The sequence below is a fragment of the Streptomyces sp. NPDC049687 genome, assembly GCF_044465285.1.
Lineage (GTDB): Bacteria > Actinomycetota > Actinomycetes > Streptomycetales > Streptomycetaceae > Streptomyces.
This window is the reverse complement of sequence record NZ_JBITLN010000022.1, coordinates 57,707-77,874: the sequence shown is the minus strand read 5'-3', so window position 1 is coordinate 77,874 and position 20,168 is coordinate 57,707. Positions and strand designations below refer to the sequence as shown.

The following is a 20,168-nucleotide window of genomic DNA, read 5'->3' as shown; positions in this document are numbered from 1 at the left end:
CGAAGAGAAGTTGGATGCGCTCTCGCGGATGACGGCCGGTCACATGGCCATGCCGTTCCCGCCCGGCGCCCGCGGCCGTCGTCCAGGACGACGGCGGCGGTCTCGCCGCCGAGTTCGAGACTCACCCGCTTCAGCTGCTGGCCGGGAATGGCCGCGACGGCGCGTTCGGCGCCCGTCGCACCGGTGAAGTCGACTTGTCGATGTCGGGATGGGAGAGGAGGTACTCACTGGTCTCGCGGTCGGCCGGCAGGACGCTGCGGCGAGCGATAGCAGCACCGTCTCGCCGGCCGGCACGGTGGCCTGCCCGATGACGACGGCCTCGGTGGCGAAGCGGCGGATGGCCCACGGCACCGGTCCGTCGTAGCGTGCCAGCTCCTCCACCGCCCGGTCCCCGCGCCGGGATCTGCGCTCAGCGCCGCCATCTGATCCGGGTGTGCGAGGAGCGCCGCGACCGCGTTGCCGATCAGGTGCACCGTGTTCTCGTAGCACGCGACGATCACCTCGACGAACGGTGCCCTCCGGTTCCGGTGATCACTCGATGTGTCCGGTGTCGGGGTCCACCTGTGCCAGGAACTCGCGCACGGCCTCCTCCAGATGCTCCCTGCCGGCGCGCACCGCAGGATGGGTACTCAACCCGAATCCGTACTGGGGGTCGGGCCCGGTCAGCCAGGTGAAGTGGTAGGTGCCCGGCTTCCCGTCCGGCTGGCTGACCTCGAACTCCTCGCCGTCCACCGACATCCGCCACGGCTCGTTCGCCACCATCACCACCTGCTCTCCCCGGCCCCCGGCCCCCGGAGACGAAGCGCACCACATTCGGATCAGTGCGTTCGGATCAGGCCACCGTGAAGTCGGCCGCCTTGGCCTCCAGAGTCGTGTCGCCGTCCCTGGCGGTGACCAGGACGGCCACGTGCCACAGACCCTTCGGGGAGCCTTCGGCGTCAGCGCGGGTGACGGCCACCTTGTAGGTGCACCGCTGGCTGTTGCCGTCCGAAGGCTTGCAGACGGCCGACTCCGCACCGGCCATGTCCTTGGCCGTCAGCCCCTTCGTCGCGAAGGACGAGTTGGCCGGCCAGGCCAGCACCTTCACGCTCCTGACATCGGAGGACGCCGTGACGTCGGTGGTGAAGGCCAGCGAGCCGTCGCGGTCGGCGGTGGGAGCCGTGTAGCGGGCCGTGCTGTGCGCCGGCGCCGGCGACTGGTCCCCGGCGTAGGCGAGGGCGAAGACACCGGCACCTCCGAAGACGACGACAGCGGCAGCAGCGGACACGACGATGCGACGCGACATGAGAAGTTCTCCTGACAGGCTCAGCTGGATCCCACCGGCGCTCTCTGCGGCGCCGTTGCTCCCATACTGGCCGCGCTGCACGCGCCGGGTATGAGCACACGTACTCAACTGCAGCCTGAGTAGCGTCCGTTGTCCCCATGCACCTACGTCCCAGCCTGACAGGTCGCTTCGGCGATGCGCCGCTGAAAGCGGTGCGGACGCGCAACCCCTCCCACTTCTGTTATGCGCTGTTGAGCTGTCCGCGGCTATCGTCCAGCGTCATGTCGATCACAGGGTGGCGGGTGCACTTCACCCGGCGGGACCCGGCGTGGCCAAGGGAAGTGACTCCATTCATACGGGAGTTCAGTGTGCTGTTCGACGGTCTGGATCAGCGGCTGGATGACCTGGGCGTGCCCGAGGGGCAGCCGTGCCTGATGAGCCCGGCGGCCGAGTACGACGTGGCCTTGAACCGCTACTTCTCGGTGTGGCTGGCATCTTCACCGTGGAACACTCAGGCCGCGCATGCCCGGGACCTGCGTACATACTTCGACTTCCTGTGGTTCGGGCGAGGCCGGTGCGACTGGCGCGACGCGACGATGGACGATCGGGCGGCGTACGAGTGGTGGCGTCGTCGCGACGACTGCGGGCCCCGAGTGGAAGACACTAGTTGGGACCGGGAAGTCTCTACGGTCAACCAGTTCTACCTGTGGGCGATCGAGCAGGACCTCGTACGAGCCAACCCCGTTCGCCAGCGCGCATCTGTGGCCTGGTCGCCGTGGCGCCGCGGGGCTGACGGGAGCGCGGTGCGACAGGTGCCGGCTGAGGCGTCGCACACGGGGCCACGGCGTGAGGTGAAGTGGTTGCCGCCGAGGTCGTACCGGCTGTGGCGCAACGTGGGCGTGAGCGGATTTGACGCGAACGAGATGCCGAGGCGGGTGTTCCGGGGCAGGTGGGCGGCGCGGAACGCAGCGTACGCCGACTCGATGATCCGCACAGGTTTGCGGCTGTGCGAGCACTCGGCGCTGACGGTGTTCGAGTTGCCGGAGCTCCCGCCGGCTGGGTCCGGGATCGTCAACGCGCGGGCGATGCTGCCGCACGCGATCTCCAAGGGGCATTCGGGGCGGGCGGTGTACTGGCCGGTGTCCGTGCTGCGGGACGTGCGGGACTACATGGAGTGGGACCGGGCGGAGATGCTCGACTACGGCCGTTCGCGCGGCTTCTACACCCCATCTCGCCGGTCGCTGCTGGTAGAAGACCCGGCCGCGCCCAGGGTAAGGATCGGGGGCCGTTGGGTGCCGGTGGCTCGCTTGGACGCGGCTGAGCGGCGCCGGCTGCTGGTGGCCACAGCGGACGGCGGGTGGGAGCCGGCGATGGTGTGGCTGAACCAGTGGGGCCTGCCGATGACGGTCTCCGGGTGGAAGCAGGTCTTCGCCGATGCCAACGACCGGTGCCGTGCCCGAGGCGTCGGCGTTGCGGCGACCCCGCACATGCTGCGCCATTCCTACGCGGTGACCACGCTGGAGCTGTTGTGGCGGGGACATCTGCAGGCACTGGGCGAGATGAACGAGCAGCAGCGGCTGACGTATCAGCGGGTGTTCGGGGACCCGTTGAACTGGGTGCGGATCAGGCTGGGTCACCGGTCGGCGACCACCACGGCGATCTACCTGCACACTCTGCAGGAGCTGGAGATGCGTACGCGCCTGGAGCTGGTGCCGGAAAGGGCGTGGGAGCCGGCGGGCTTCAGCGAGGAGGGCTGGCTGGAGCGGTCGGCGGTGGCCGCGTGAGCAAGGATTCGCCGCGCGCGGGCCGCGGGCGTGCGGCGGCTGTACCCGAGGGGCTCTATCAGCCGCCACCGGTCGTGGAGGTTCCCAAGGACGGGGGATCGCCGGTAGCGCGATTCACCGGGGAGGACGGGCGCGAGTGCGTGTTCCGGTTCGAGGAGTTGCCGCTGCCGGGGATGCATCTCGACTTCGCGCACGCGCTGGGAGTGCGGATCGGGCCTGGCGGCGGGTGCCGGACCCAGCGGGCGGCGAGCGGCCAGTGGCAGTCGATCAAACGGTTCCTCCTGCTCCTGGACCGACGCTTTCAGGACCGGCCGGCGCCGAAGCCGAAGCCCGGCTCGCCGAGTTCGCCCGGCACACCGTCTTCGACGGCCAGGTCGTCACTGACGAAGCCCGCCTGCGCCGCATCGTGGCCCGCCACGACCCGCACCTGTACCTGGGGACCTTCGTCACCTGCGTCTACAACCCCGACCGCGCCCTGTGCCGCACGTCCAACGCTCCCGGCGACGGCCAGCCCGTCCTGGCCGACTGCCAGCCCCTGGCCTGCCGAAACACCGCCCTCACGCCTGCCAACCGCCAGGCAATGCACGGCCACCTGACCAAGCTGAAGGAGGCCCTGGCCAACCGCGACCACCTCGCCCCCTACGTCCGCCACCGCCTTGAGGAACAGCACCGTGCCACCGCCGCGTTCCTCACCCGCCACACCCCGGAGATCGCCGAGTGAAACGCGCTCTGCCCGACACCGACACCGTCAAAGCCGCCATCGACACCGTCCTTGCCGAGGCCGCCGCCCGCGGACGGCGGCCCACCGTGACCGCGGTCGAACGCTTCCTGGACATCCCGCACGCCACCTTCCACCGGCACTACGCCGACCTGATCGACGCGCACTTCCGGCCCCACACCCCGGCCCCAGCCCGGCCTGCGGTTCCGCGGGTACCCTCCGGATCCGACGTACGTACGGAAGCCAACCTGAGCCGGCTACGGAAGGAGAACACCGACCTGCGCCGCACTCTCGCCCTGTACGAGGAGGCCATCCGCCAGCTGACCCTCGAAAACGACGCTCTGCGCAGCGGCACCGCCGTTCTTCCGCTGCCTACCCGCCGCACGCCCGCGCCGTCCTGACTGAGCGTTTGGTCCGGGGTTAGGTTCCGCGCCACTTCAGGGTGGCTTCACCGGTGAGTCTGCGGGCCATGAGGTCGATCATCGCGAGGTGGATCATGGCTTCGGAGCGGTGCGGGTGGCGTTCGTAGTCACGGGCGAGGCGTCGGTCGGCACGGCAGTAGGGTCACCACCGTGTCCGATGGCGCATGCTGCGTGGCATGAATGAGTCCAGCGCGGGTCAGGCCCAGCGCCTGGATGAACGCCGCCGCGTCATCGGCCTGCGCTTCCACGGTGTCCGGGGTCTGGCCACTGGAGCTTGCGGCGCCCGTATTGTCGAACAGATTGGCCGGACGGTTCGCGGCCAGTCCGTCCGTCACCGCAGGATCCCAGTGATCCATGCCGCCACGGAAATGCTGCAGGAACACCAGCGGTGTGGCGGTCTCGGCGCGGAAGCGCCGGTAGGCGTACCGAATCCCATTCGCCGTGACGCACCGCGTCGGAGCCGTCACAGGGGAGAGAGACGGTGTGTGAGTCGGTCGGGTCGTCGTCCTCGGCTCCTACTTCATCAGCCGCACGGGAGAACCCGCCTGGAACGCGGCGATGTCCTCGACGGAGTCCTGATAGAAAATCTCGTACAAGTCGCGGTTCACGAATCCGACGTGCCCCGTGAGCAGCGCGTTCGGCAGCGCCCGCAACGGGTGGTCCGCGGGTAGCGGCTCGGTGTCGTACACGTCGAGGGCGGCTGCTCGGATCGCGCCCTCACGCAGGACGTCGATCAGGGCGACCTCGTCGACGACCGGTCCGCGTGAGGTGTTGACCAGGAGGGCCGAGGGCTTCATCGACCGGAGTTCCGCCGCGCCGACCAGCCCGTGTGTTTGCTTGGTGAGCGGTACGTGGATCGAGAGCACATCGCTTTCGGTGAAGAGTCGCTCCTTCGTCACCGCCCGCACGCCGTGTTCGGCGGCGGTTTCGGGTGTCAGGCTCCGACTCCATGCGATGGTGTCCATTCCGAAGGCCTGTCCGATCCGTGCCACTCCGGAGCCGACGCGACCGAGGCCCAGAATGCCGAGAGTCCTGCCGTGCAGCCCCTCGCCGACCGATACCTGCCAGCCGCCGGCGCGCATCGACTCCGCCTCGACGACCAGGTTTCTCGTGGCACCGAGGATCAGCGCCCAGGTGTGCTCGATGGTGGGGTGGGACGCATAGCGGGTCCCGCACACCGTGATGCCGAGTCTGTCGGCGGCCGTAAGGTCGATGGCGGCATTGGCCGGGCCGGTGCTGACCAGGAGCCGAAGGTCGGGCAGCCGTTCCAGGACCTCGGCCGGGAAGCGCGTGCGCTCCCGCATGGCCACGAGCACGTCGAACCCGGCGAGGCTGCGGACCACCTCGTCGGCATCGGCGAACGGCTCGGTGAAAACGACGACCTCGGCAACGAGCGACCCCCAGTCGGCCAGGCTCGTCGCGACGTTCTGATAGTCGTCGAGGATCGCGATCTTCATGCGGGTGGCCATGTCGGCAATCTCCGTATTTCGTCGAGGTGATGCGGCTGTCTTCGCAGGGAAGCGACGCGGCGTGGCTCAGGCGAGCAGGCCCAGGGCGCTGTACCAGAGGGGTCCCGGGTTGAGCCGGTCACCGTGGAGCTTCGACATTTCCTCGAAGAACTCCAGCGGCTCGGGCTTGCCGGCCAGGAGCCGGATCGCGTCGCGCAGGTACTGCCGGGTCTCGTCCAGGATCTTCGGGTCGTCGGGCAGGTTTGCCTTCTTGTGGCCGGCGACCACGTGGCGCGGATTGAGTGCGGCGAGCCGGTCGATGCCGTCCAGCCACGCCTGAAGGCCGCCGTCACCGCCTTCGAGCATCATCAGGTGCACGCCGTTGTAGACCACGTCCCCGGCGACGACGAGACCGATCGACGGCACGTGCAGGACGCTGGAGTCGTCGGTGTCGGTGTGACCGGTCTCGACGGCCCGGAGGACTTGGCCCTCCAGCCGGAATCCCTCGGTCGGCACGGGCACGGCGAGGACCGGGGTGTTCTCCGGGACCCCGGGGAAGGTCTTCGCGAACCCCTTGTCCTTGCTCTCCAGCTGGTTGCGCATCTGCCGGATGGTGCCCTCGGTGGCGTACACCACGCTGTCGGCGTCGCCGAACCGTTCCAGCAGCGTCGCGGTGCCGAACCAGTGGTCGGGGTGGCCGTGGGTGACGTAGACGTACGCCAGACGCTTCCCTGAGCGCGCCAAGCCCTCGGCGACCTGCGCGATCTGGGTGTGCGTCAGCGGCGGGTCCACCAGGACCGCGTCGCGTTCTCCGGTGATCAGGGTGGATGAGATCGGCGAGGACACGATCCCGTCGCCGTTCGGCAGCCGAAGATCGATCTTCCGGGGGACGCCGTCAGAGACGAGGACTTCGTAGGACAGTTCGGGCATCTCGATCGTCATGACCGGGCCACCTTGAGCAGGGTCTTTCCGCCGCGGACGACCTGCTCGATCGCCGTATGGATGTCATCGAGGTCGAACACGGCACCTAGCGGAACGAACAGGGCTCCGCTCGCGACCAGGGGCGTGGCCTCGCGGATGACGGGGAGCACCTTTGTCGCGTAGTCGAAATGGCCGGCGAAGAATCCGTGTACCGTCGCGCGCTTGCCGATCAGGGTCAGTGCGTCGACGGACATCGGCTGTCCGGTCGCCGAGGCGTAGCTGACGAGCGCACCGCCCTCGGACAGCAGGTCGAGCAGGCGGGCGGGAGCGTCGCCGCCCACCGAGTCGACGGCGAGAGCGACCCGGGCATCGCCGATCGCCGTGCGAACCTCTTCGACCGCCGTCGCGCCGTCGAGGCGGACGATGTCCGCGCCGGCCGCGGTCAGTTCGGCGAACACGGACTCGTCCCGGACGAAGTTGATCGTCCGGAATCCCCGGGCCTTCGCCAGGGCGATCAGGGAACGTCCGACGCCGGAGTTCGCGGCGTTCTGCACGATCCAGTCCCCGGGCCGCAGGTCGGCGTACTCGCTCAGGATCAGACCGGCCGTGGGCGGATTGATGCCCAGCATCGAGAACTGCTCGACGCTGCCTTCCGGCAGTCGGAACAGCCCGTCGGCGGGCAGCAGCAGCCGCTCGCGCCAGGCACCGGCGAGCAGCGGCAGAACCACCAGGTCGCCCGCCGCGAGGTTGTCGACGCCGGGGCCCGCCTCGACAACCCGGCCGACACCCTCGCTGCCGAGGACCAGCGGGAGCGGTGGCCGCCCGAGCTCGCCCCTGACGACCTTGAGGTCGTGCAGGTTCAGCGGTGAGAACTCGACCGCGACCTTGACCTCGCCGGCGCCGGGAGCGTTCGGCTCCTGGAGATCGACGACGCGTACGACGTCCTCCGGCTTTCCGAACTGGGTGATCTGGATGGCACGCATGGGGACTCCTGTTGAGAGGCGGCGAGCTCTTCGCCGCAGTCAAACTGCACATTTTGCTGATGTCCGCCGCGGTATGTCCGTCGTCGGACGAGAGGGGGGAATGTCAGTGCCGCACGTTCGGTGCGTCCGCCCTGGGGATCAGGTCCAGCGCCGATTGGGCCGTCTGCCGGAGCGTCGTGGCGTCGACACCCGCCTTGGCCATGTTGTCGATGCCCCTGATCACGCTCAGCAGCAGATATCCCAGGGCCGTGGCGTCGGCGTGCTCGGCCACTTCTCCCGCGTCCTGGGCGTCGCGTAGCGCGGACGCGAGGGCGCCGGCGAGATCCTCGAACGCGCGACGGGCCGTGGCCGCCACCATGTCGTCCTCTCCGGCACGGTCCGCGGTGACCTTGGTGAGGAAGCATCCCCGGCGGGGCGACTCGCTCGCGAAGGCGTCGGCGAGTGAGACGACGTAGCGCTCCAGGCGGGCCATCGGCGAGGTGAGCACCGCGTGCGGGCCCTCCCGCAGCTCCTCGCGGGCCTGGGCGACGAGGCCCTGGCAGTAGTCGGAGAAGACGCGCACATAAAGGTCGTGCTTGTTGCCGAACGCCTTGTAGATGCTGCCCTTGCCCAGGCCGGTCGCATCCATGAGGTCGTAGGTGGACGTGCCGTCGAATCCGGTGGTCCAGAACCGGTCGCGCACGACATCAAGCACGGTGGTCTCGTCGAAGCCTCGTTTTCGCCCCATGACCTCACGATACCTCATTGTGGTCCAAGTGGACCACAATGAGGGTCGGCAACCCGCCCCCCTCCGTCCGGCGCGGGCGCATCGCCTGACACTCTCCGCCTTGTTGACTGACTGGACCACTTCATGCTTCCATAGTGGTCCAGGTAGTCAACAAAGTCGTGTCGGTCCGCAAACCTGAGGAGGGCTGATGACTCAGAGCCGAACGAGGACGGCGACGGAGCGGAACAGGGCCGTCGTCCTCGAGTTCCTGACGACCGCGTTCAGCTCGAAGGACTTCACCGCGTTGGACCGGCACCTGCACCCCGACTGCATCCAGCACAACCCGTTCACCCCGCCGGCCAGGGCCGGGCTGCGCCAGTTCATCGCGGACCTGCCCGACGCCAGCCGGTACGAGCCGTAGGCGGAGCGGAAGTGGGTCGCCGCGGCGTCGGTAGTGGCTGACCTGGGCTCGGGTCTGGTGTCGAAGCCGAGTTCCACGGCCCACTCGGCGAGGGTGTCTACCCACCGCCGCACATTGCCGACGAGCCCCGGTCCGTCCCCGCGGTCGCCGATCACGCCGATCACGTTGTAGACGCGCCGGAGCGTCCTCGGGTGGCGGCCTGCGCCGGCGGCCGCCTCGCCGATGATCCGCTCTTAGCTAAGCCGAGAAAACAGCCAACTTCATCGCCTCATCTGACCTGAACAACACAACCGAGGAAACACTCATGCCAATGTTTCACGCCTACCTTCCGGCTCAAAAGTTCTCTAGCGAAGAGAAGCGGGCTCTGGCGGATGCCTTGAATCTCGCTCTTCATGAAGCCATGGATACACCTATGGATGACCGTTTCGTCATCATCAGTGAGCACAAGGACGATGAATTCTTCATCCATCCGACTTTTCCTGGCGTGAAGAGGTCCGACAAGCGCATGATCGTAACGGTGACGACCGGTACGAGCAGGACCGTGGAGCAGAAACGCAAGCTCGCGGAGCTGGTCACCCGATACGCCGTAGAAAAGGTTGGCGTCAGCCAGGACGATGTCACCCTGATGATGTATGCCATTCCCTTGGAGAACATGAGCTTCGGCGGCGGAAAGCTGGTCTCTGACATCGACCTCTCTATGCCTTGGGTAAACAGGTAAGAAGGACGAAGCTGCCCTGTTCTTTGGATCGGGGCAGCAAAAATGACGTGAAATGGAGCCCCACCATGTCCCGACAGCAGCGCCAAGCCCTCGACGCCCTGCACCGCTCCGTCCCGCGCCCCGACACGCAGCCCGCCCCCGCCGAGCTGCGCACCTCGTTCGCCGCGGCCGTGACCCGGCCGGCACCGGAAGGCGTCACCACCCGCAGGACCGTCCTGGGCGGGCGGCCCGCCCTGAGCCTGGAGCCGGCCGGAGCGGCAGACCGCGGACGGCTCCTCTACCTCCACGGCGGCGGCTACGTCGCCGGCTCACCGGACACCCACACCGGCCTCGCCGGTGAACTCGCCACCCGCGCCGGACTGCGAGCGACATCGGTGGACTACCGGCTGGCTCCCGAGCACCCCTTCCCCGCGGCGGTCGACGACGGACTCGCCGCCTACCGCGACCTGCTGGCGACCGGATCCGATCCACGAGAGATCGCCGTGGCAGGTGACTCGGCCGGCGGCGGCCTGAGCATCGCCACCCTGCTCGCCGCCCGCGAGGCCGGGCTGCCGCAGCCGGCCGCCGTGGTGGTCTTCTCCCCGTGGGTCGACCTCACCCTCTCCGGAGAGAGCATGCGCACCAAGGAAGACGCCGACCCGATCGTCACCGCGGCCGGCATGCGCGCGTTCGCGGATCTCTACATCGGCTCAGGCAACCGCAACCACCCCCTGGCGAGCCCGGTGTTCGCCGACCTCGCCGGCCTGCCCCCGATACTCGTACAGGTCGGCGCGAACGAGGTGCTCCTCGACGATGCGGTACGTCTGGCCGCCCGCGCGGGCGCGGCCCAGGTCGAGGCCACGCTGGAGATCGGGCCGGGCCTCCCGCACGTCTACCAGACGGAGCACGGGCGTCTCGACGAGGCGGACGCCGCACTCGACCGCGCCGCCCGCTTCCTCGTCAGCCACCTCGGCGCCCTGGCCGACGCCGGTCAGGTACCGGGGCACTGAGCAGGTGCGCTCCCAACCTCTGGTGGACGGCCACAGGCCAATTGCAGGCTGCTCACATAACTCACAGTGCTCAGACCGGTATTGCGAGCATCCCTGGTCCGCGTTCAGCAGGACGGGCACCAACGGATCCATCCACGTACACCGCAGCATCTACAAGGCGTTCGGCAGCAAGCACGACCTTTATGTGCGCGTCTTCTCCGACTATTGCCAGGGCCTCGTCGCCCAGGCCCGCGAGGAGCTGCGGGAGGTCCCGCACGCGGTGCTCACCTCGCCGATGGCCCGCCTGGAGCGCTACGTCGTCTCACTCGCCGACGGGCCTTCCCCCGTGATGGTGGACACGCTTCGTTGATCACGCGGCGAGCGTGAGCTTAGCCGAGCGGTGTCGGCGTTCGTATTCGTTGGGGCTGAGGTGGCCATTTTGGCCGAGTGTCGGCGGCGGGTGTTGTGGCGTGCCAGCCAGGCGAAAACGGTTTTGCGACAGGTCCCGGCGTCGCCGTAGAGGCGGGCGCCCTGGAGGGTCTCGCGTTTCAGGGACCCGTGGAAACTCTCTTTCATTTATCGTATGCAATCGCTGCCCAGGAGTGTCCCTTCATGACCCTGCGAGAACGAGTCTCCTTCCCGGCCGAGGGTGCGGTGACGCTGCGCGGCACGCTGTACCTGCCCGACACCCCGGGGCCTCACCCGGCGATCACAATGGCCCACGGCTACGGCGGTACGACCAAGCACGGCATCGAGCCCTTCGCGGAGGTCTTCGCCGAGGAAGGGTTCGTGGTCCTGGTCCACGACCACCGCGGGTTCGGTGCCAGCGACGGTGAGCCCCGCCAGGACATCGACCCCTGGCAGCAGATCGCCGACTGGCGGCGGGCGATCACCTACTTGGAGAGCCGTGACGAAGTGGACTCCGACCGGATCGGCCTGTGGGGCACGAGCTACGCGGGCGGGCATGCGATCGTCCTGGGCGCCACCGACCGGCGCCTGAAGGCGGTTGTCTCGCAGGTGCCGACCATCAGCGGCTACGAGCAGGGGCTGCGCCGCATCCCACCGGAGGCGGCCACCGCCTTGGAGGAGGCGTTCAACGAGGACGAACGAGGCCGTCTGCGGGGCGAACCTCCGCGCCGCCAGGCCCTGGTGAGTGCCGACCCGTCGGTGCCGGCGTCCTACCGCACGCAGGAAGCGATCGACTTCTATCTGCAGCCCGTCCCTGAAGGACTGTGGAAGAACGAGGTGACGGTCCGCTCCACCCGCGCTGCCCGCATGTACGAGCCCGGCACCTGGATCGCGCGCGTCTCTCCCACCCCCCTGCTGATGGTGGTCGCCACCGGCGACACCGTCACCGTCACCGACCTGGCTCTGGCGGCGTACGAGAAGGCACTCGAGCCCAAGCGGCTCGAACTGATCCCCGGCGGCCATTTCGATCCCTACATCGCACAGTTCGATACGGCGTCCAGGGCGGCCGTGGCCTGGTTCCGCGATCACCTCACGAAGGAGAACTGACCGGTCATGCCGCACCTGACCTACACCTGCCCGGCAAGGAGGACGAGGCCGCGATCGCCGAGATCGTCCTCGCCCATCCGCCGCAGAACGGCCTGACCGCGCAACTGATCGACGAGCTCGGCGAGGCGGTTGCCGACATCCTGAAGTTGGAGGACCCCGGCGAGGTGTGTTCGCCGGGGTCCTCCGCCTTCTGGTGGTCGGTCAGCGGCGGGGGCGCCGGCGGGTGAAGACCGGTCCTCGCATGACTGCGCGCGCCGGAGTCCGTGAGCCGACGGCTGATCTGCCGTATCGGGCGCCGTGGCGCGTCGCTGCTGCTGTTCGGCTCCCTCGTCGGCTTGTACGGGGCCGGGCAGCTCGCCGAACGGCTGCCAGACGCACGCGGCGTACGCCGATTACTGGCCCTGGCGCCCGATGGCGTTGTGGTCCTCGACGTGGATCGCGGCCGGGCTCATTGCCGTGGTGTGCGCGTTCCGCCGCGACAACGACTGGCCCGGGTTCGCCGCCCTCACCGCGGTCACCATGCCGTGGATTGCGTCTTCCCTGGCCGGCTGGATCCCCGAGCGCCTCAGATTGACCGAGGCTGACGATCGGCCCCGGATCTCCTCCATGGCACCATCCATTCGGCGAATACTGACAGTGCCGCGATCTCGGCCAGACGCGCGGCCCGGTGGACGTCCTGCGCCGGACAGCTCGCCCGCCCCTGCGACAACTCCCCGTACAGCGCCCCGGTCGCGGGTTCCACGGCCGACCCCGCCGCGTTGGCCACCACCAGCGCGGTCACCGTGACCCCCGAGTCGAGCACCGTGCTCGCGGTGCCGATCCCGCCCTTGACCGGCCCTGCGGCGGCTCCCGTACTGCGCCCGTACTGGCGCCCACACAGCCCTCCGGCACCGCGGCGCCCGCCTCGCTCGCCGCGGCCGCCTCGACCGCGGCCCGTCCGGTGGCCGCGTCCGGCCTGGCCCGGAAGTCGCCGCCGCGGCCGAGGTCGAAGACACAGGCGGCGGGCACCACCGGCACGACATGCGCCGGATCCACCCCCACCCCGCGTCGCTGTTCCTCCGGCCAGGCCGTCACCCCGGACGCCGCGTCGAGCCCGTACGCGCTGCCGCCGGTCAGCACGATCGCCTCGACCTTCTGCACCAGGTTGCGCGGATCGAGCGCGTCGGTCTCCTTGGTGCCGGGCCCGCCGCCGCGCACGTCCACCGCGGCGGCGGCACCGCCCTCGGGCGCCGGCACCACCGTGGTGCCGGTGAGCCAACTGTTGCCGGTGAGCCAACTGTTGCCGGTACGCGTCGCGTGCCCCCCCCCCCCCCGCGGCCCCACGACATCTGACCGGGCGTCAACTGTCATGGGGCCGGTCTCGTCCGGACCGGGCCGGTCAGGCGAACGGCGCTCCCACCGCCGTCTCGCGCTCCCGGGCCGTCGTGCGCGCCGTCAGTGTCTCGCCGGCCGCCACCGTCAGCGCGCAGACGAGACCGGCCGAGAGCACCGCCCACTCGCCCAGGAACATGCAGCAGGTCACCAGCAGGGCCGCGGTCGGCAGTACCAGTTGCTGGGCGATGCCCACCTTGAAGTGACGCGAGTGCAGTGCCCAGACGGTGAGGAGGTACAGCGCCGTCGGCAGGGTCACGGCCGCCGACGCGGACAGCGTCGAGATATGCGCCTTGCCCACGGACTGCTCGACCGCTACCTCCAGACCCGCGCCGATCGCGGCCGCCGAGGCGAAGACGACGTAGTGGCCGTAACCCCACAGGAACGCCTGCCTGTTGGATCTCAGATGACCGTGGATCGGCACCGCGAAGTAGATCCACCAGGCGGCGAAGATGATCAGCAGCCCGCCTGCGGCGATCGGCAGCAGTTCGCCCAGCGCGTCCTGCTCGTCGATGCCCGTCTTCACGGCGACTGTGGCCGCCGCGATGGTCTCGCCGAGCACGATGATCGTGAACAGCCCGTATCGCTCGGCGATGTGGCGTGGGTGCCAGGACGTGGGCTGGACCTTCTCCGCGTACGCCGGGACGCACATCTCGAGGACCGCCATCGCCACGAACACCGCGACCAGGGTGTCCTCGGGCAGGAACAGGAGGCTGAGCCAGCCGATCTGGCACAGCACGACGCCGCCGGCGTACCGCAGGGCCACCCTGCGCTCCCTGCCCTGACTCGCCCTGGCCACGCGCAGCCATTGGGACACCGAGGCGAGCCGCATGATCACATAGCCCGCTACCCCCGCCCGGTACTCGTGGTCCTCGAACGCTCGGGAGACCCCGGCCGCGAGCACCAGCACACCGGCGATCTGGATCAGCGTGACGATCCGGTAGAGCACGTCGTCGTTGTCGTAGGCCGAGGCGAACCATGTGAAGTTCATCCACGCCCACCAGATGGCGAAGAACACCAGTGCGTAGTTGAGGATGCCCTCGCCCGCATGGCCCTCGGCGACCGCGTGCACCAACTGGATGCCCGCCTGGGCGATGGCCACGACGAAGCACAGGTCGAAGAAGAGCTCCAGCTGAGTGGCGGATCGGTGTACCTCACCGCGGTCACGGGCAGTGAGCCTGCGCAGTGGGCTGCGGTGCGTGGGCGATCGGGGCGCGTCCGGCGCGGGAGTGGAACTTGGCGTCATGAAGTCAAGCACAGCAGATGAGGCACTCAATCTCTTGCCCAGCGTGGCTATTGTTGGTGGAACCTGACACCTATTGTCACTCTGGGCCGAGAACTGACTGTCTGGGGGGACGTCTTCGAGACCGACCGGGACGACATCCTGGCCACCTACAGCACCCTGCGCGACCAGCTGCGCCCGCTGGGCCTGGCCTACCTCTCCGTACTGCACCGAGCCGGGCGGCGACCTGGTACAGGAGCTGCGGCGGCGCTTCGACGGCAAGCTGATCGTCAACAACGGCCCCTTCGGGGGCAGACCACCCGCGAGCAGGCGCTCCAGCAGATCGAGGCCGACCACGCCGACGCCGTGGCCGTGGGCCGGGCCCACATCGCCAACCCCGACCTGGTCGAGCGCTGGCAGGGTGGCCACCCGGAGAACGAGCCGCGGCCGGAACTGTTTTACGGCCCGGGCGCCGAGGGCTACACCGACTACCCCTTCCTCGAAGCGGCCTGAGGCCCACGGTCACGCCTGTCCGTGCGGCAGCCCCACTGGGAAGCGGTTCACGAGTCGCCGAGCACCTGATTCGCCGCTCGTTAACGGTCCCCCAAACCGACACCACCGCTGGTCCAGGGCCCTTCACACCCGAGGGCCCTGAGCCGTGCCCGCAGTGGACAACGGACAGACCGAAACCCCATCCATAACTTCCGTTCCGCGGTGAGGGTGTCAGGACAGGGTTCGCGAAGCGGTCCGGGTCCGGGTCCGGGAGGGCAGGAGCACGACGTCGGCACGGCCTGCCGCACCACGCTCCCCCGGACCTCGCGCTGCCAGGGCGACCTCGCCACGGCCGCGCGCTGACGGACATGATTGGCCCGGACGAGGTCATCAACGAGCTTCGCTCTTACGGCGCCGCCCTACGCGAGGGTCATGCCCTGCGTCGAGCACGGGAGTCGCAGTACCCGAACAACCGGTCGGAGAACAGTTCATCAGCCAACCAGGCATCGCGAACGGCCGATGAAGGTGCACAACAGCACCGGCGCAGCCCAGCGGTTCCCGTCTGCATTCAGCGGCATCTCTCGCCACTCCCAGCCCCGCCGTCATCTGATGCCCGCACACGAATACCGCGCCGAGACGACCGTCCGCTTCGCGATCTGGGAGCAGATCACCGGCGTCGCCTGCCCCGCCGCCACTGCCTGAGCACAGCCCGGAACCGGGCTTCGCCACGCCACGACGCACCATCAGAGACATACCCGCCCAACAACCCGACAGCGCCCGGAGAAGGGTTTCAGCCCGCGTTCTCGTCCGACGGGCCCATGAACCGGTTCCGGCATCAGTGACGCAGATCACTGAATCTTTCCCGTCATCTGTCTCGCCCGACCCGCAACCCCGAGGGCCTTGGGACGTCTGTCGGAGTGGATGCGCCTCCAGCAGAGGGCCGCCGCAAGGGAAACCACCCATGACGGACGGTCAGCCAATACATCGAAACCGATGATTCGAGGACCGAAAAATGTCAGTACGTCACACCGCTGTCCGCAGCCTCCGCCGAGGCCGGGTACCCGCCGCGCTCGGCCTCTCTGTTGCGGGCGCCGCGCTGGCCCTCGGTGGAGCTTTCACGGCCCACGCCGCATCCGCCGCGGCGGATGCTCCCGCCGATACGCAGAAGACCTCTCCGGTGACGTCCACCTCCACCGGGAAGCACGCCAAGCCCTACGTGTCCGGGTCGGAGGCGCCGGGCGAGAGCTCCGAGACGGACGTCCCCGCGGACGCGAAGCCCGCCCAGCCCGCCGCGCCCTGTCCCGGAGGACTCGACGCATGCGAGACGGTGTACGTCGCGACTCCGGCCGGGTGAGGCTCTTCAGCGTTTGACCCGCTGATCGACTCCAGGTCGTTCGGCGACACCACGTGAATGCACGCTGCACGGCTCAGGCCGGCAGCACGGTCCGTCCGCCCGGGGCCCCGGGCGGACGGACCGGTACCGCGACGTCCAGGAGACATGTGAGAACAGCGACGATCCCAACCGCCGCAACGTCGGTCACCTGGTGGCGGAGCATGTGCAGGTCGGCGCACCCCTTGTTCTGCGGCGGAGTGGACCTGATGCGCCGAACGCAGGACAGACTCGCTCTGCGTTCACCGACGAGTCGGCAGGACGGCGGGAGAAGGCTGATCAAAGCCGTGTCCCCCGGCACGGCGACAGCCGGGGACGAGCACGGCTTCAGCGAGCTTTACCACCATCGCCGACTGGCGCTGGTGCGGCTCGCCCTGCTTCTGGTGGACGACCTTCCAACGGCGGAGGACGTGGTGCAGGACGCCTTCGCCGCTCTCCTGCGCCGCCACGGCCGTCGGCTCGCGGATCTGGACGACCCCGAGGCGTACTTGCGAACCAGTGTGGTCAACGCAGCTCGCTCGGTTCTGCGCCGACGCCGTACGGTACGCGCCTACATTCCTGAGCGTGAACGCCATGTCCCGCCCGCCGACAAGAGCGTGCTCCTTGCGGAGACCCACCAGGAGGTGATCAACGCGTTGCAGCGTCTCACCCGCCGGCAGCGCGAGGTCTTGGTCCTGCGCTACTGGTCAGACCTCACCGAAGCCCAGATTGCCGACACCCTCGGAGTCTCCCGCGGGACGGTCAAGTCAACTGCCAGTCGGGCCCTGGACGCTCTCGGCAGACAACTGGAGATACCTCGATGACCGAGCACCCCTCTCAGCCGCGCTCCCGTCCTTCCCGCTGTCGGCGGCTTTCGGAGATCTGGCGATGAGCCGTAGCCGGATCCGCCACGAGGCGATCGAACAACGACTGCGCGACGCCCTGGAAGCCCGGGCCAACAGCGCTGACTTGGAACACCTGCGGCCCGCCGCCCTTCCCAGCAGGCCCAGGTGGTCTTTCCGTCTCCCTCGCCGGACCGTCATCGCGCTGTTCGGCCTGGCTGCGGCTGCTGCCTGCGCACTGCTCGCCGTCACCGACAGCAATTCAGACAGCCCGGTCCGTCCCGCAGGCATCCCCTCGCATTCAGCAAGCCCGCCCACGGCTCAGGCCCCGGCTTCCCCTGCCAGCCAGGCACCGCCCCCCAGCGGGGCCGCCACGGAGGGAACACCCGACCCGGCCGCCACCGCCACCACGACCAAACCATGACCTACTTTGACGGGGTACCAACCTCGGGGTACCAAACTTGACGGGTGCAAAGCCAATGCGCGATGTGTGCATGTGAAAACGTCAGGTCGGGGAGGCTGGTGTACGGGAGTGTCATGGATGAGGCGGGAACTGCACCAGAAGGAACACCTGATGATTCACTCTCTCGAGAGGGCGGGCGGCGTGTCGCTCGCGTCCGGTGAGGCGGCTGCGGACCGTGCAGGCGTGAAGAGGATGCCGGAGACGGTGGACGGGCTGAGCCTGGACCTGCTGGACGCGTTGACGCTGCCGGCGCAGGGCCAGGTCCGCGTCGGTGGGCTCCCTGCTGAACGCAGGCGGAGCCCCCTGGCAGTCCGGCTACGAATTCCCGGTGGGCGATGAGCCATGTCGTTTCGAGCCCGCGTCATAGCGCCAGAACGGTCGCACCAGTACCGCGGTGGCGAGAACCAGGACCAAGCACAGGAAGGCGCTGCCCGACCAGGCCATGCCCAGACCCATGGTGGCCGCCATGGCGCCTGCGCGCAGATCGCCCAGCCTGGGCCCGCCCGCGACGACGACAGTGAAGACGCCTTGCAGGCGTCCCCGCATGGAGTCGGGAGCGTAGGTCTGGAGAATGGTCTCCCGGTAGACCGCGCTGACAAGATCGGCGGCGCCGGCGCAGGCCAGCAGGGTGGCAGCCCCCCACAGCGAGTACGTGGTTCCTGCCAGGCCGACCGCTGCGGCCCAGCCTGCCACGGCCGCTGCCAGAGCGATGCCCTGACGGCGTACCTTTGCGATCCACCCGCTGAACAGTCCGGCCGCGAGCGAGCCGATGGCGATCGAGGCGTAGAGCAGGCCCACGCCGCCGTGGAAGCGGGAGTTGGCCGCCTGCGGGAACACAGCTGTCGGCATGGCCAGCACCATGGCCGCGACATCCAGCGCAAAGGACATCCACAGCACAGGGTTGGCGCCGATGAAGCGCAGTCCATCCCACACCGAGCGGAGTCCGCCCCGTGCCGAGAGCGTGTCGAGCGGCGGTACCGCGGGCAGGCGATACGCCGAGTACAGCAGCAAGGTGAAGAGGACGGCGTCGACGCCGTAGGCCCAGGCGAACCCGCCTGGCAGCGCGAGCAGAATTCCCGCGAAGAGCGGGCCGACCACCTGGCCGACGTTCCCGACAGTGAAGTAAAGGGTGTTGGCCGCCGGGATCATGCCGGAGGGAACGATACGGGGAATGATCGCGCCGCGTGAGGCGGACGACACGGCGAACGCAGCCGCCTGGCCGGACACCAGCACGAGGATGAACGGCACCGAGCGGAGATCTGCCAGCGCCTGTGCCAGCAAGGCAAGGGTGATCAGCCACGTGGCGGCGGACGCCGACAGATAGAGCAGACGGCGGTCGACACGGTCGGCGACGGCTCCGCCATACAGGCCGAATACCATGATCGGAAGCAGTGCGGCCAGCCCGGTGAGACCGACGTACCAGGACGAGTGCGACAGCGCGTAGACCTGTACCGGCACGGTGACACCGGTGACCATGGTGCCCACGTAGGCGGCTGCCTGTGCCAGCAGGAGGCGCCGAAACGCCGCTATGGTCAAGGGACGTGGGTCCAGGGCCGCCCCGCGAAACCTCCGCGCCAGGCGCACGGACAGCCCCTCCTCGTGTCGCCCGCGATGCCCCGGCGAAGAAGATCGTGTAGTGCTCATGGCCTCACGCTCGCAGGCAGCCATGATGCCGCGCTTCCGATAATCTGCCGATCAATGTCGGAGAACAGCCAGTCAGGTACGAGCCCGACGATCACGCGGCACGATCACAACGCCGGTCAGGTCATCGGGCGCCACCGCCATGCGTTCCACCAACTCGTCTACGTCAGCACCGGCGTTCTCGCCGTCCAGACGGGAGAGGCGTCCTGGGTCGCCTCCAGCGCCCAGGCGATGTGGATTCCGGCAGACACCTGGCACCAGCATCGGGTCTACGGCCCCAGTTGTGTGCACACCATTGGATTTGCTCCGGACGACGCCCCGCTGCCGCCCGCATCACCCACGGTCGTCTTCGTCGAGCCGCTGCTGCGCGAACTCCTCATCGCCCGCAGCGATCCGGACCTGTCGGGGCCGGAGTCGGATCGCCTCCAGGCGGTCATGCGCGACAGACTGCGGCGCTCTCACGTCCAGCCGCTCACCCTGCCCACACCCCAGGACCCCAGACTGGTGCGGGCCTGCGGCCTGGCCACCGAGAATCTGGCCGAGCTGCGCACCGTGACCTGGCTGGCCCGGCAGTCCGGCGTGGGCGAACGCACCCTGTCACGGCTGTTCCGGACCGAATTCGGCATGACGTACCCGCAGTGGAGAACCACCACCCGGGTGTTCCACGCCATGATCCAGCTCGCCGAGGGTGCGACCGTCACCGAGACCGGCCGCCGCTGCGGATGGGCGACGACGAGCGCCTTCATCGACACTTTCACCCGCACCATCGGTCAGACGCCCGGGAACTACCGAGCCCTGGCGTGCGGGATCCCCCGCAGCTCCCCGGCACGTGAGCACGCGGGCGGCCGACCGCGTACGCCCCTCGGGGGCGTCGTGGGGTGGCCGCTCTCCTGATCCCAG

Annotated in this window: 22 protein-coding genes and 4 pseudogenes; 12 read left to right on the top strand and 14 right to left on the bottom strand. The window is 68.8% G+C overall.

Annotation, left to right across the window (positions count from 1 at the left end; translation table 11 throughout):
• Positions 1–77 precede the first annotated feature (77 nt).
• From ACIBVL_RS40295 to ACIBVL_RS40280, 4 genes and pseudogenes are all read right to left on the bottom strand, one after another.
• Positions 78–256, bottom strand: a pseudogene (locus tag ACIBVL_RS40295) (aldehyde dehydrogenase family protein); the annotation flags it as partial.
• A pseudogene (locus tag ACIBVL_RS40290) lies at positions 241–500 on the bottom strand (cytochrome P450); the annotation flags it as partial. The pseudogenes ACIBVL_RS40290 and ACIBVL_RS40295, both read right to left, overlap by 16 nt.
• A 31-nt stretch (positions 501–531) precedes the next feature.
• Entirely contained in the window at positions 532–762 is a 231-nt protein-coding gene (locus ACIBVL_RS40285; protein WP_399105710.1) for a hypothetical protein, read from the bottom strand.
• Between the two features lie 70 nt (positions 763–832).
• Positions 833–1,285 (bottom strand): DUF5707 domain-containing protein, encoded by a 453-nt coding sequence (locus ACIBVL_RS40280; protein WP_399105708.1) that lies wholly within the window; start codon positions 1,283–1,285, stop codon positions 833–835.
• Positions 1,286–1,422: 137 nt separating this feature from the next.
• Here ACIBVL_RS40280 and ACIBVL_RS40275 point away from each other — a divergent pair, with 137 nt between their 5' ends.
• From ACIBVL_RS40275 to ACIBVL_RS40265, 3 genes are all read left to right on the top strand, one after another.
• Positions 1,423–3,048, top strand: coding sequence for an integrase (locus ACIBVL_RS40275; protein ID WP_399105706.1), 1,626 nt, complete (start codon positions 1,423–1,425; stop codon positions 3,046–3,048).
• A gap of 256 nt (positions 3,049–3,304) precedes the next feature.
• Positions 3,305–3,769 carry a hypothetical protein gene (locus ACIBVL_RS40270; protein ID WP_399105704.1) on the top strand — a complete coding sequence of 155 codons (465 nt, stop codon included), beginning with the start codon at positions 3,305–3,307 and terminating at the stop codon, positions 3,767–3,769.
• Positions 3,766–4,167 carry a hypothetical protein gene (locus ACIBVL_RS40265; protein WP_399105702.1) on the top strand — a complete coding sequence of 134 codons (402 nt, stop codon included), beginning with the start codon at positions 3,766–3,768 and terminating at the stop codon, positions 4,165–4,167. Before ACIBVL_RS40270 ends, ACIBVL_RS40265 begins: the two co-directional genes overlap by 4 nt.
• Positions 4,168–4,186: 19 nt before the next feature.
• Here the strand turns inward: ACIBVL_RS40265 and ACIBVL_RS40260 are convergent.
• From ACIBVL_RS40260 to ACIBVL_RS40235, 6 genes and pseudogenes are all read right to left on the bottom strand, one after another.
• Positions 4,187–4,312 (bottom strand): annotated as a pseudogene (locus ACIBVL_RS40260) (IS5/IS1182 family transposase); the annotation flags it as partial.
• On the bottom strand, positions 4,296–4,655 hold the full coding sequence (locus ACIBVL_RS40255) for an alpha/beta fold hydrolase (RefSeq protein WP_399105700.1): 360 nt from the start codon (positions 4,653–4,655) through the stop codon (positions 4,296–4,298). The pseudogene ACIBVL_RS40260 and the gene ACIBVL_RS40255, both read right to left, overlap by 17 nt.
• A gap of 48 nt (positions 4,656–4,703) precedes the next feature.
• Entirely contained in the window at positions 4,704–5,657 is a 954-nt protein-coding gene (locus ACIBVL_RS40250; protein WP_399105698.1) for a D-2-hydroxyacid dehydrogenase family protein, read from the bottom strand.
• A gap of 66 nt (positions 5,658–5,723) precedes the next feature.
• Positions 5,724–6,578 (bottom strand): MBL fold metallo-hydrolase, encoded by an 855-nt coding sequence (locus tag ACIBVL_RS40245; RefSeq protein ID WP_399105696.1) that lies wholly within the window; start codon positions 6,576–6,578, stop codon positions 5,724–5,726.
• Positions 6,575–7,540, bottom strand: coding sequence for a zinc-dependent alcohol dehydrogenase family protein (locus ACIBVL_RS40240; RefSeq protein WP_399105694.1), 966 nt, complete (start codon positions 7,538–7,540; stop codon positions 6,575–6,577). Before ACIBVL_RS40240 ends, ACIBVL_RS40245 begins: the two co-directional genes overlap by 4 nt.
• Positions 7,541–7,643: 103 nt before the next feature.
• Positions 7,644–8,267, bottom strand: coding sequence for a TetR/AcrR family transcriptional regulator (locus ACIBVL_RS40235; RefSeq protein ID WP_399105692.1), 624 nt, complete (start codon positions 8,265–8,267; stop codon positions 7,644–7,646).
• A 187-nt stretch (positions 8,268–8,454) separates the two neighbouring features.
• Here ACIBVL_RS40235 and ACIBVL_RS40230 point away from each other — a divergent pair, with 187 nt between their 5' ends.
• The 5 genes from ACIBVL_RS40230 (at position 8,455) to ACIBVL_RS40210 (ending at position 11,868) form a co-directional block, all read left to right on the top strand.
• Positions 8,455–8,667 (top strand): hypothetical protein, encoded by a 213-nt coding sequence (locus tag ACIBVL_RS40230; protein WP_399105690.1) that lies wholly within the window; start codon positions 8,455–8,457, stop codon positions 8,665–8,667.
• Positions 8,668–8,977: 310 nt separating this feature from the next.
• Complete coding sequence (locus ACIBVL_RS40225) at positions 8,978–9,385, top strand: tautomerase family protein (RefSeq protein WP_399105688.1); 408 nt, start codon at positions 8,978–8,980, stop codon at positions 9,383–9,385.
• Between the two features lie 65 nt (positions 9,386–9,450).
• A complete protein-coding gene (locus tag ACIBVL_RS40220; protein ID WP_399105686.1) occupies positions 9,451–10,374 on the top strand; it encodes an alpha/beta hydrolase in 924 nt (307 codons plus the stop codon).
• A gap of 184 nt (positions 10,375–10,558) precedes the next feature.
• The gene (locus tag ACIBVL_RS40215; protein ID WP_399105685.1) at positions 10,559–10,723 is read left to right on the top strand and encodes a hypothetical protein; all 165 of its coding nucleotides are present in this window, start codon (positions 10,559–10,561) and stop codon (positions 10,721–10,723) included.
• Between the two features lie 242 nt (positions 10,724–10,965).
• A complete protein-coding gene (locus ACIBVL_RS40210) occupies positions 10,966–11,868 on the top strand; it encodes an alpha/beta hydrolase (protein ID WP_399105683.1) in 903 nt (300 codons plus the stop codon).
• Positions 11,869–12,260: 392 nt separating this feature from the next.
• On the opposite strand, the gene ACIBVL_RS40205 is transcribed toward ACIBVL_RS40210, so the two are convergent.
• The 3 genes and pseudogenes from ACIBVL_RS40205 to ACIBVL_RS40195 all read right to left on the bottom strand — a co-directional run bounded on the left by ACIBVL_RS40205 (position 12,261) and on the right by ACIBVL_RS40195 (position 14,485).
• Positions 12,261–12,476: a hypothetical protein gene (locus ACIBVL_RS40205; RefSeq protein ID WP_399105748.1), complete on the bottom strand. Its 216-nt coding sequence runs from the start codon at positions 12,474–12,476 to the stop codon at positions 12,261–12,263.
• Positions 12,477–12,505: 29 nt separating this feature from the next.
• Positions 12,506–13,218, bottom strand: a pseudogene (locus tag ACIBVL_RS40200) (P1 family peptidase); the annotation flags it as partial.
• A gap of 28 nt (positions 13,219–13,246) precedes the next feature.
• Positions 13,247–14,485: a low temperature requirement protein A gene (locus ACIBVL_RS40195; protein ID WP_399105681.1), complete on the bottom strand. Its 1,239-nt coding sequence runs from the start codon at positions 14,483–14,485 to the stop codon at positions 13,247–13,249.
• Positions 14,486–14,827: 342 nt separating this feature from the next.
• Here ACIBVL_RS40195 and ACIBVL_RS40190 point away from each other — a divergent pair, with 342 nt between their 5' ends.
• The 3 genes from ACIBVL_RS40190 (at position 14,828) to ACIBVL_RS40180 (ending at position 17,146) form a co-directional block, all read left to right on the top strand.
• Positions 14,828–14,974 carry a hypothetical protein gene (locus ACIBVL_RS40190; protein ID WP_399105679.1) on the top strand — a complete coding sequence of 49 codons (147 nt, stop codon included), beginning with the start codon at positions 14,828–14,830 and terminating at the stop codon, positions 14,972–14,974.
• A gap of 1,156 nt (positions 14,975–16,130) precedes the next feature.
• A complete protein-coding gene (locus ACIBVL_RS40185) occupies positions 16,131–16,307 on the top strand; it encodes a hypothetical protein (protein WP_399105677.1) in 177 nt (58 codons plus the stop codon).
• A gap of 245 nt (positions 16,308–16,552) precedes the next feature.
• Positions 16,553–17,146 carry a SigE family RNA polymerase sigma factor gene (locus tag ACIBVL_RS40180; RefSeq protein ID WP_399105675.1) on the top strand — a complete coding sequence of 198 codons (594 nt, stop codon included), beginning with the start codon at positions 16,553–16,555 and terminating at the stop codon, positions 17,144–17,146.
• Positions 17,147–17,942: 796 nt separating this feature from the next.
• Here ACIBVL_RS40180 and ACIBVL_RS40175 read toward each other — a convergent pair.
• Positions 17,943–19,163 (bottom strand): MFS transporter, encoded by a 1,221-nt coding sequence (locus ACIBVL_RS40175; RefSeq protein ID WP_399105672.1) that lies wholly within the window; start codon positions 19,161–19,163, stop codon positions 17,943–17,945.
• A 162-nt stretch (positions 19,164–19,325) separates the two neighbouring features.
• Here ACIBVL_RS40175 and ACIBVL_RS40170 point away from each other — a divergent pair, with 162 nt between their 5' ends.
• Positions 19,326–20,162: an AraC family transcriptional regulator gene (locus ACIBVL_RS40170; protein WP_399105670.1), complete on the top strand. Its 837-nt coding sequence runs from the start codon at positions 19,326–19,328 to the stop codon at positions 20,160–20,162.
• Positions 20,163–20,168: the final 6 nt, after the last annotated feature.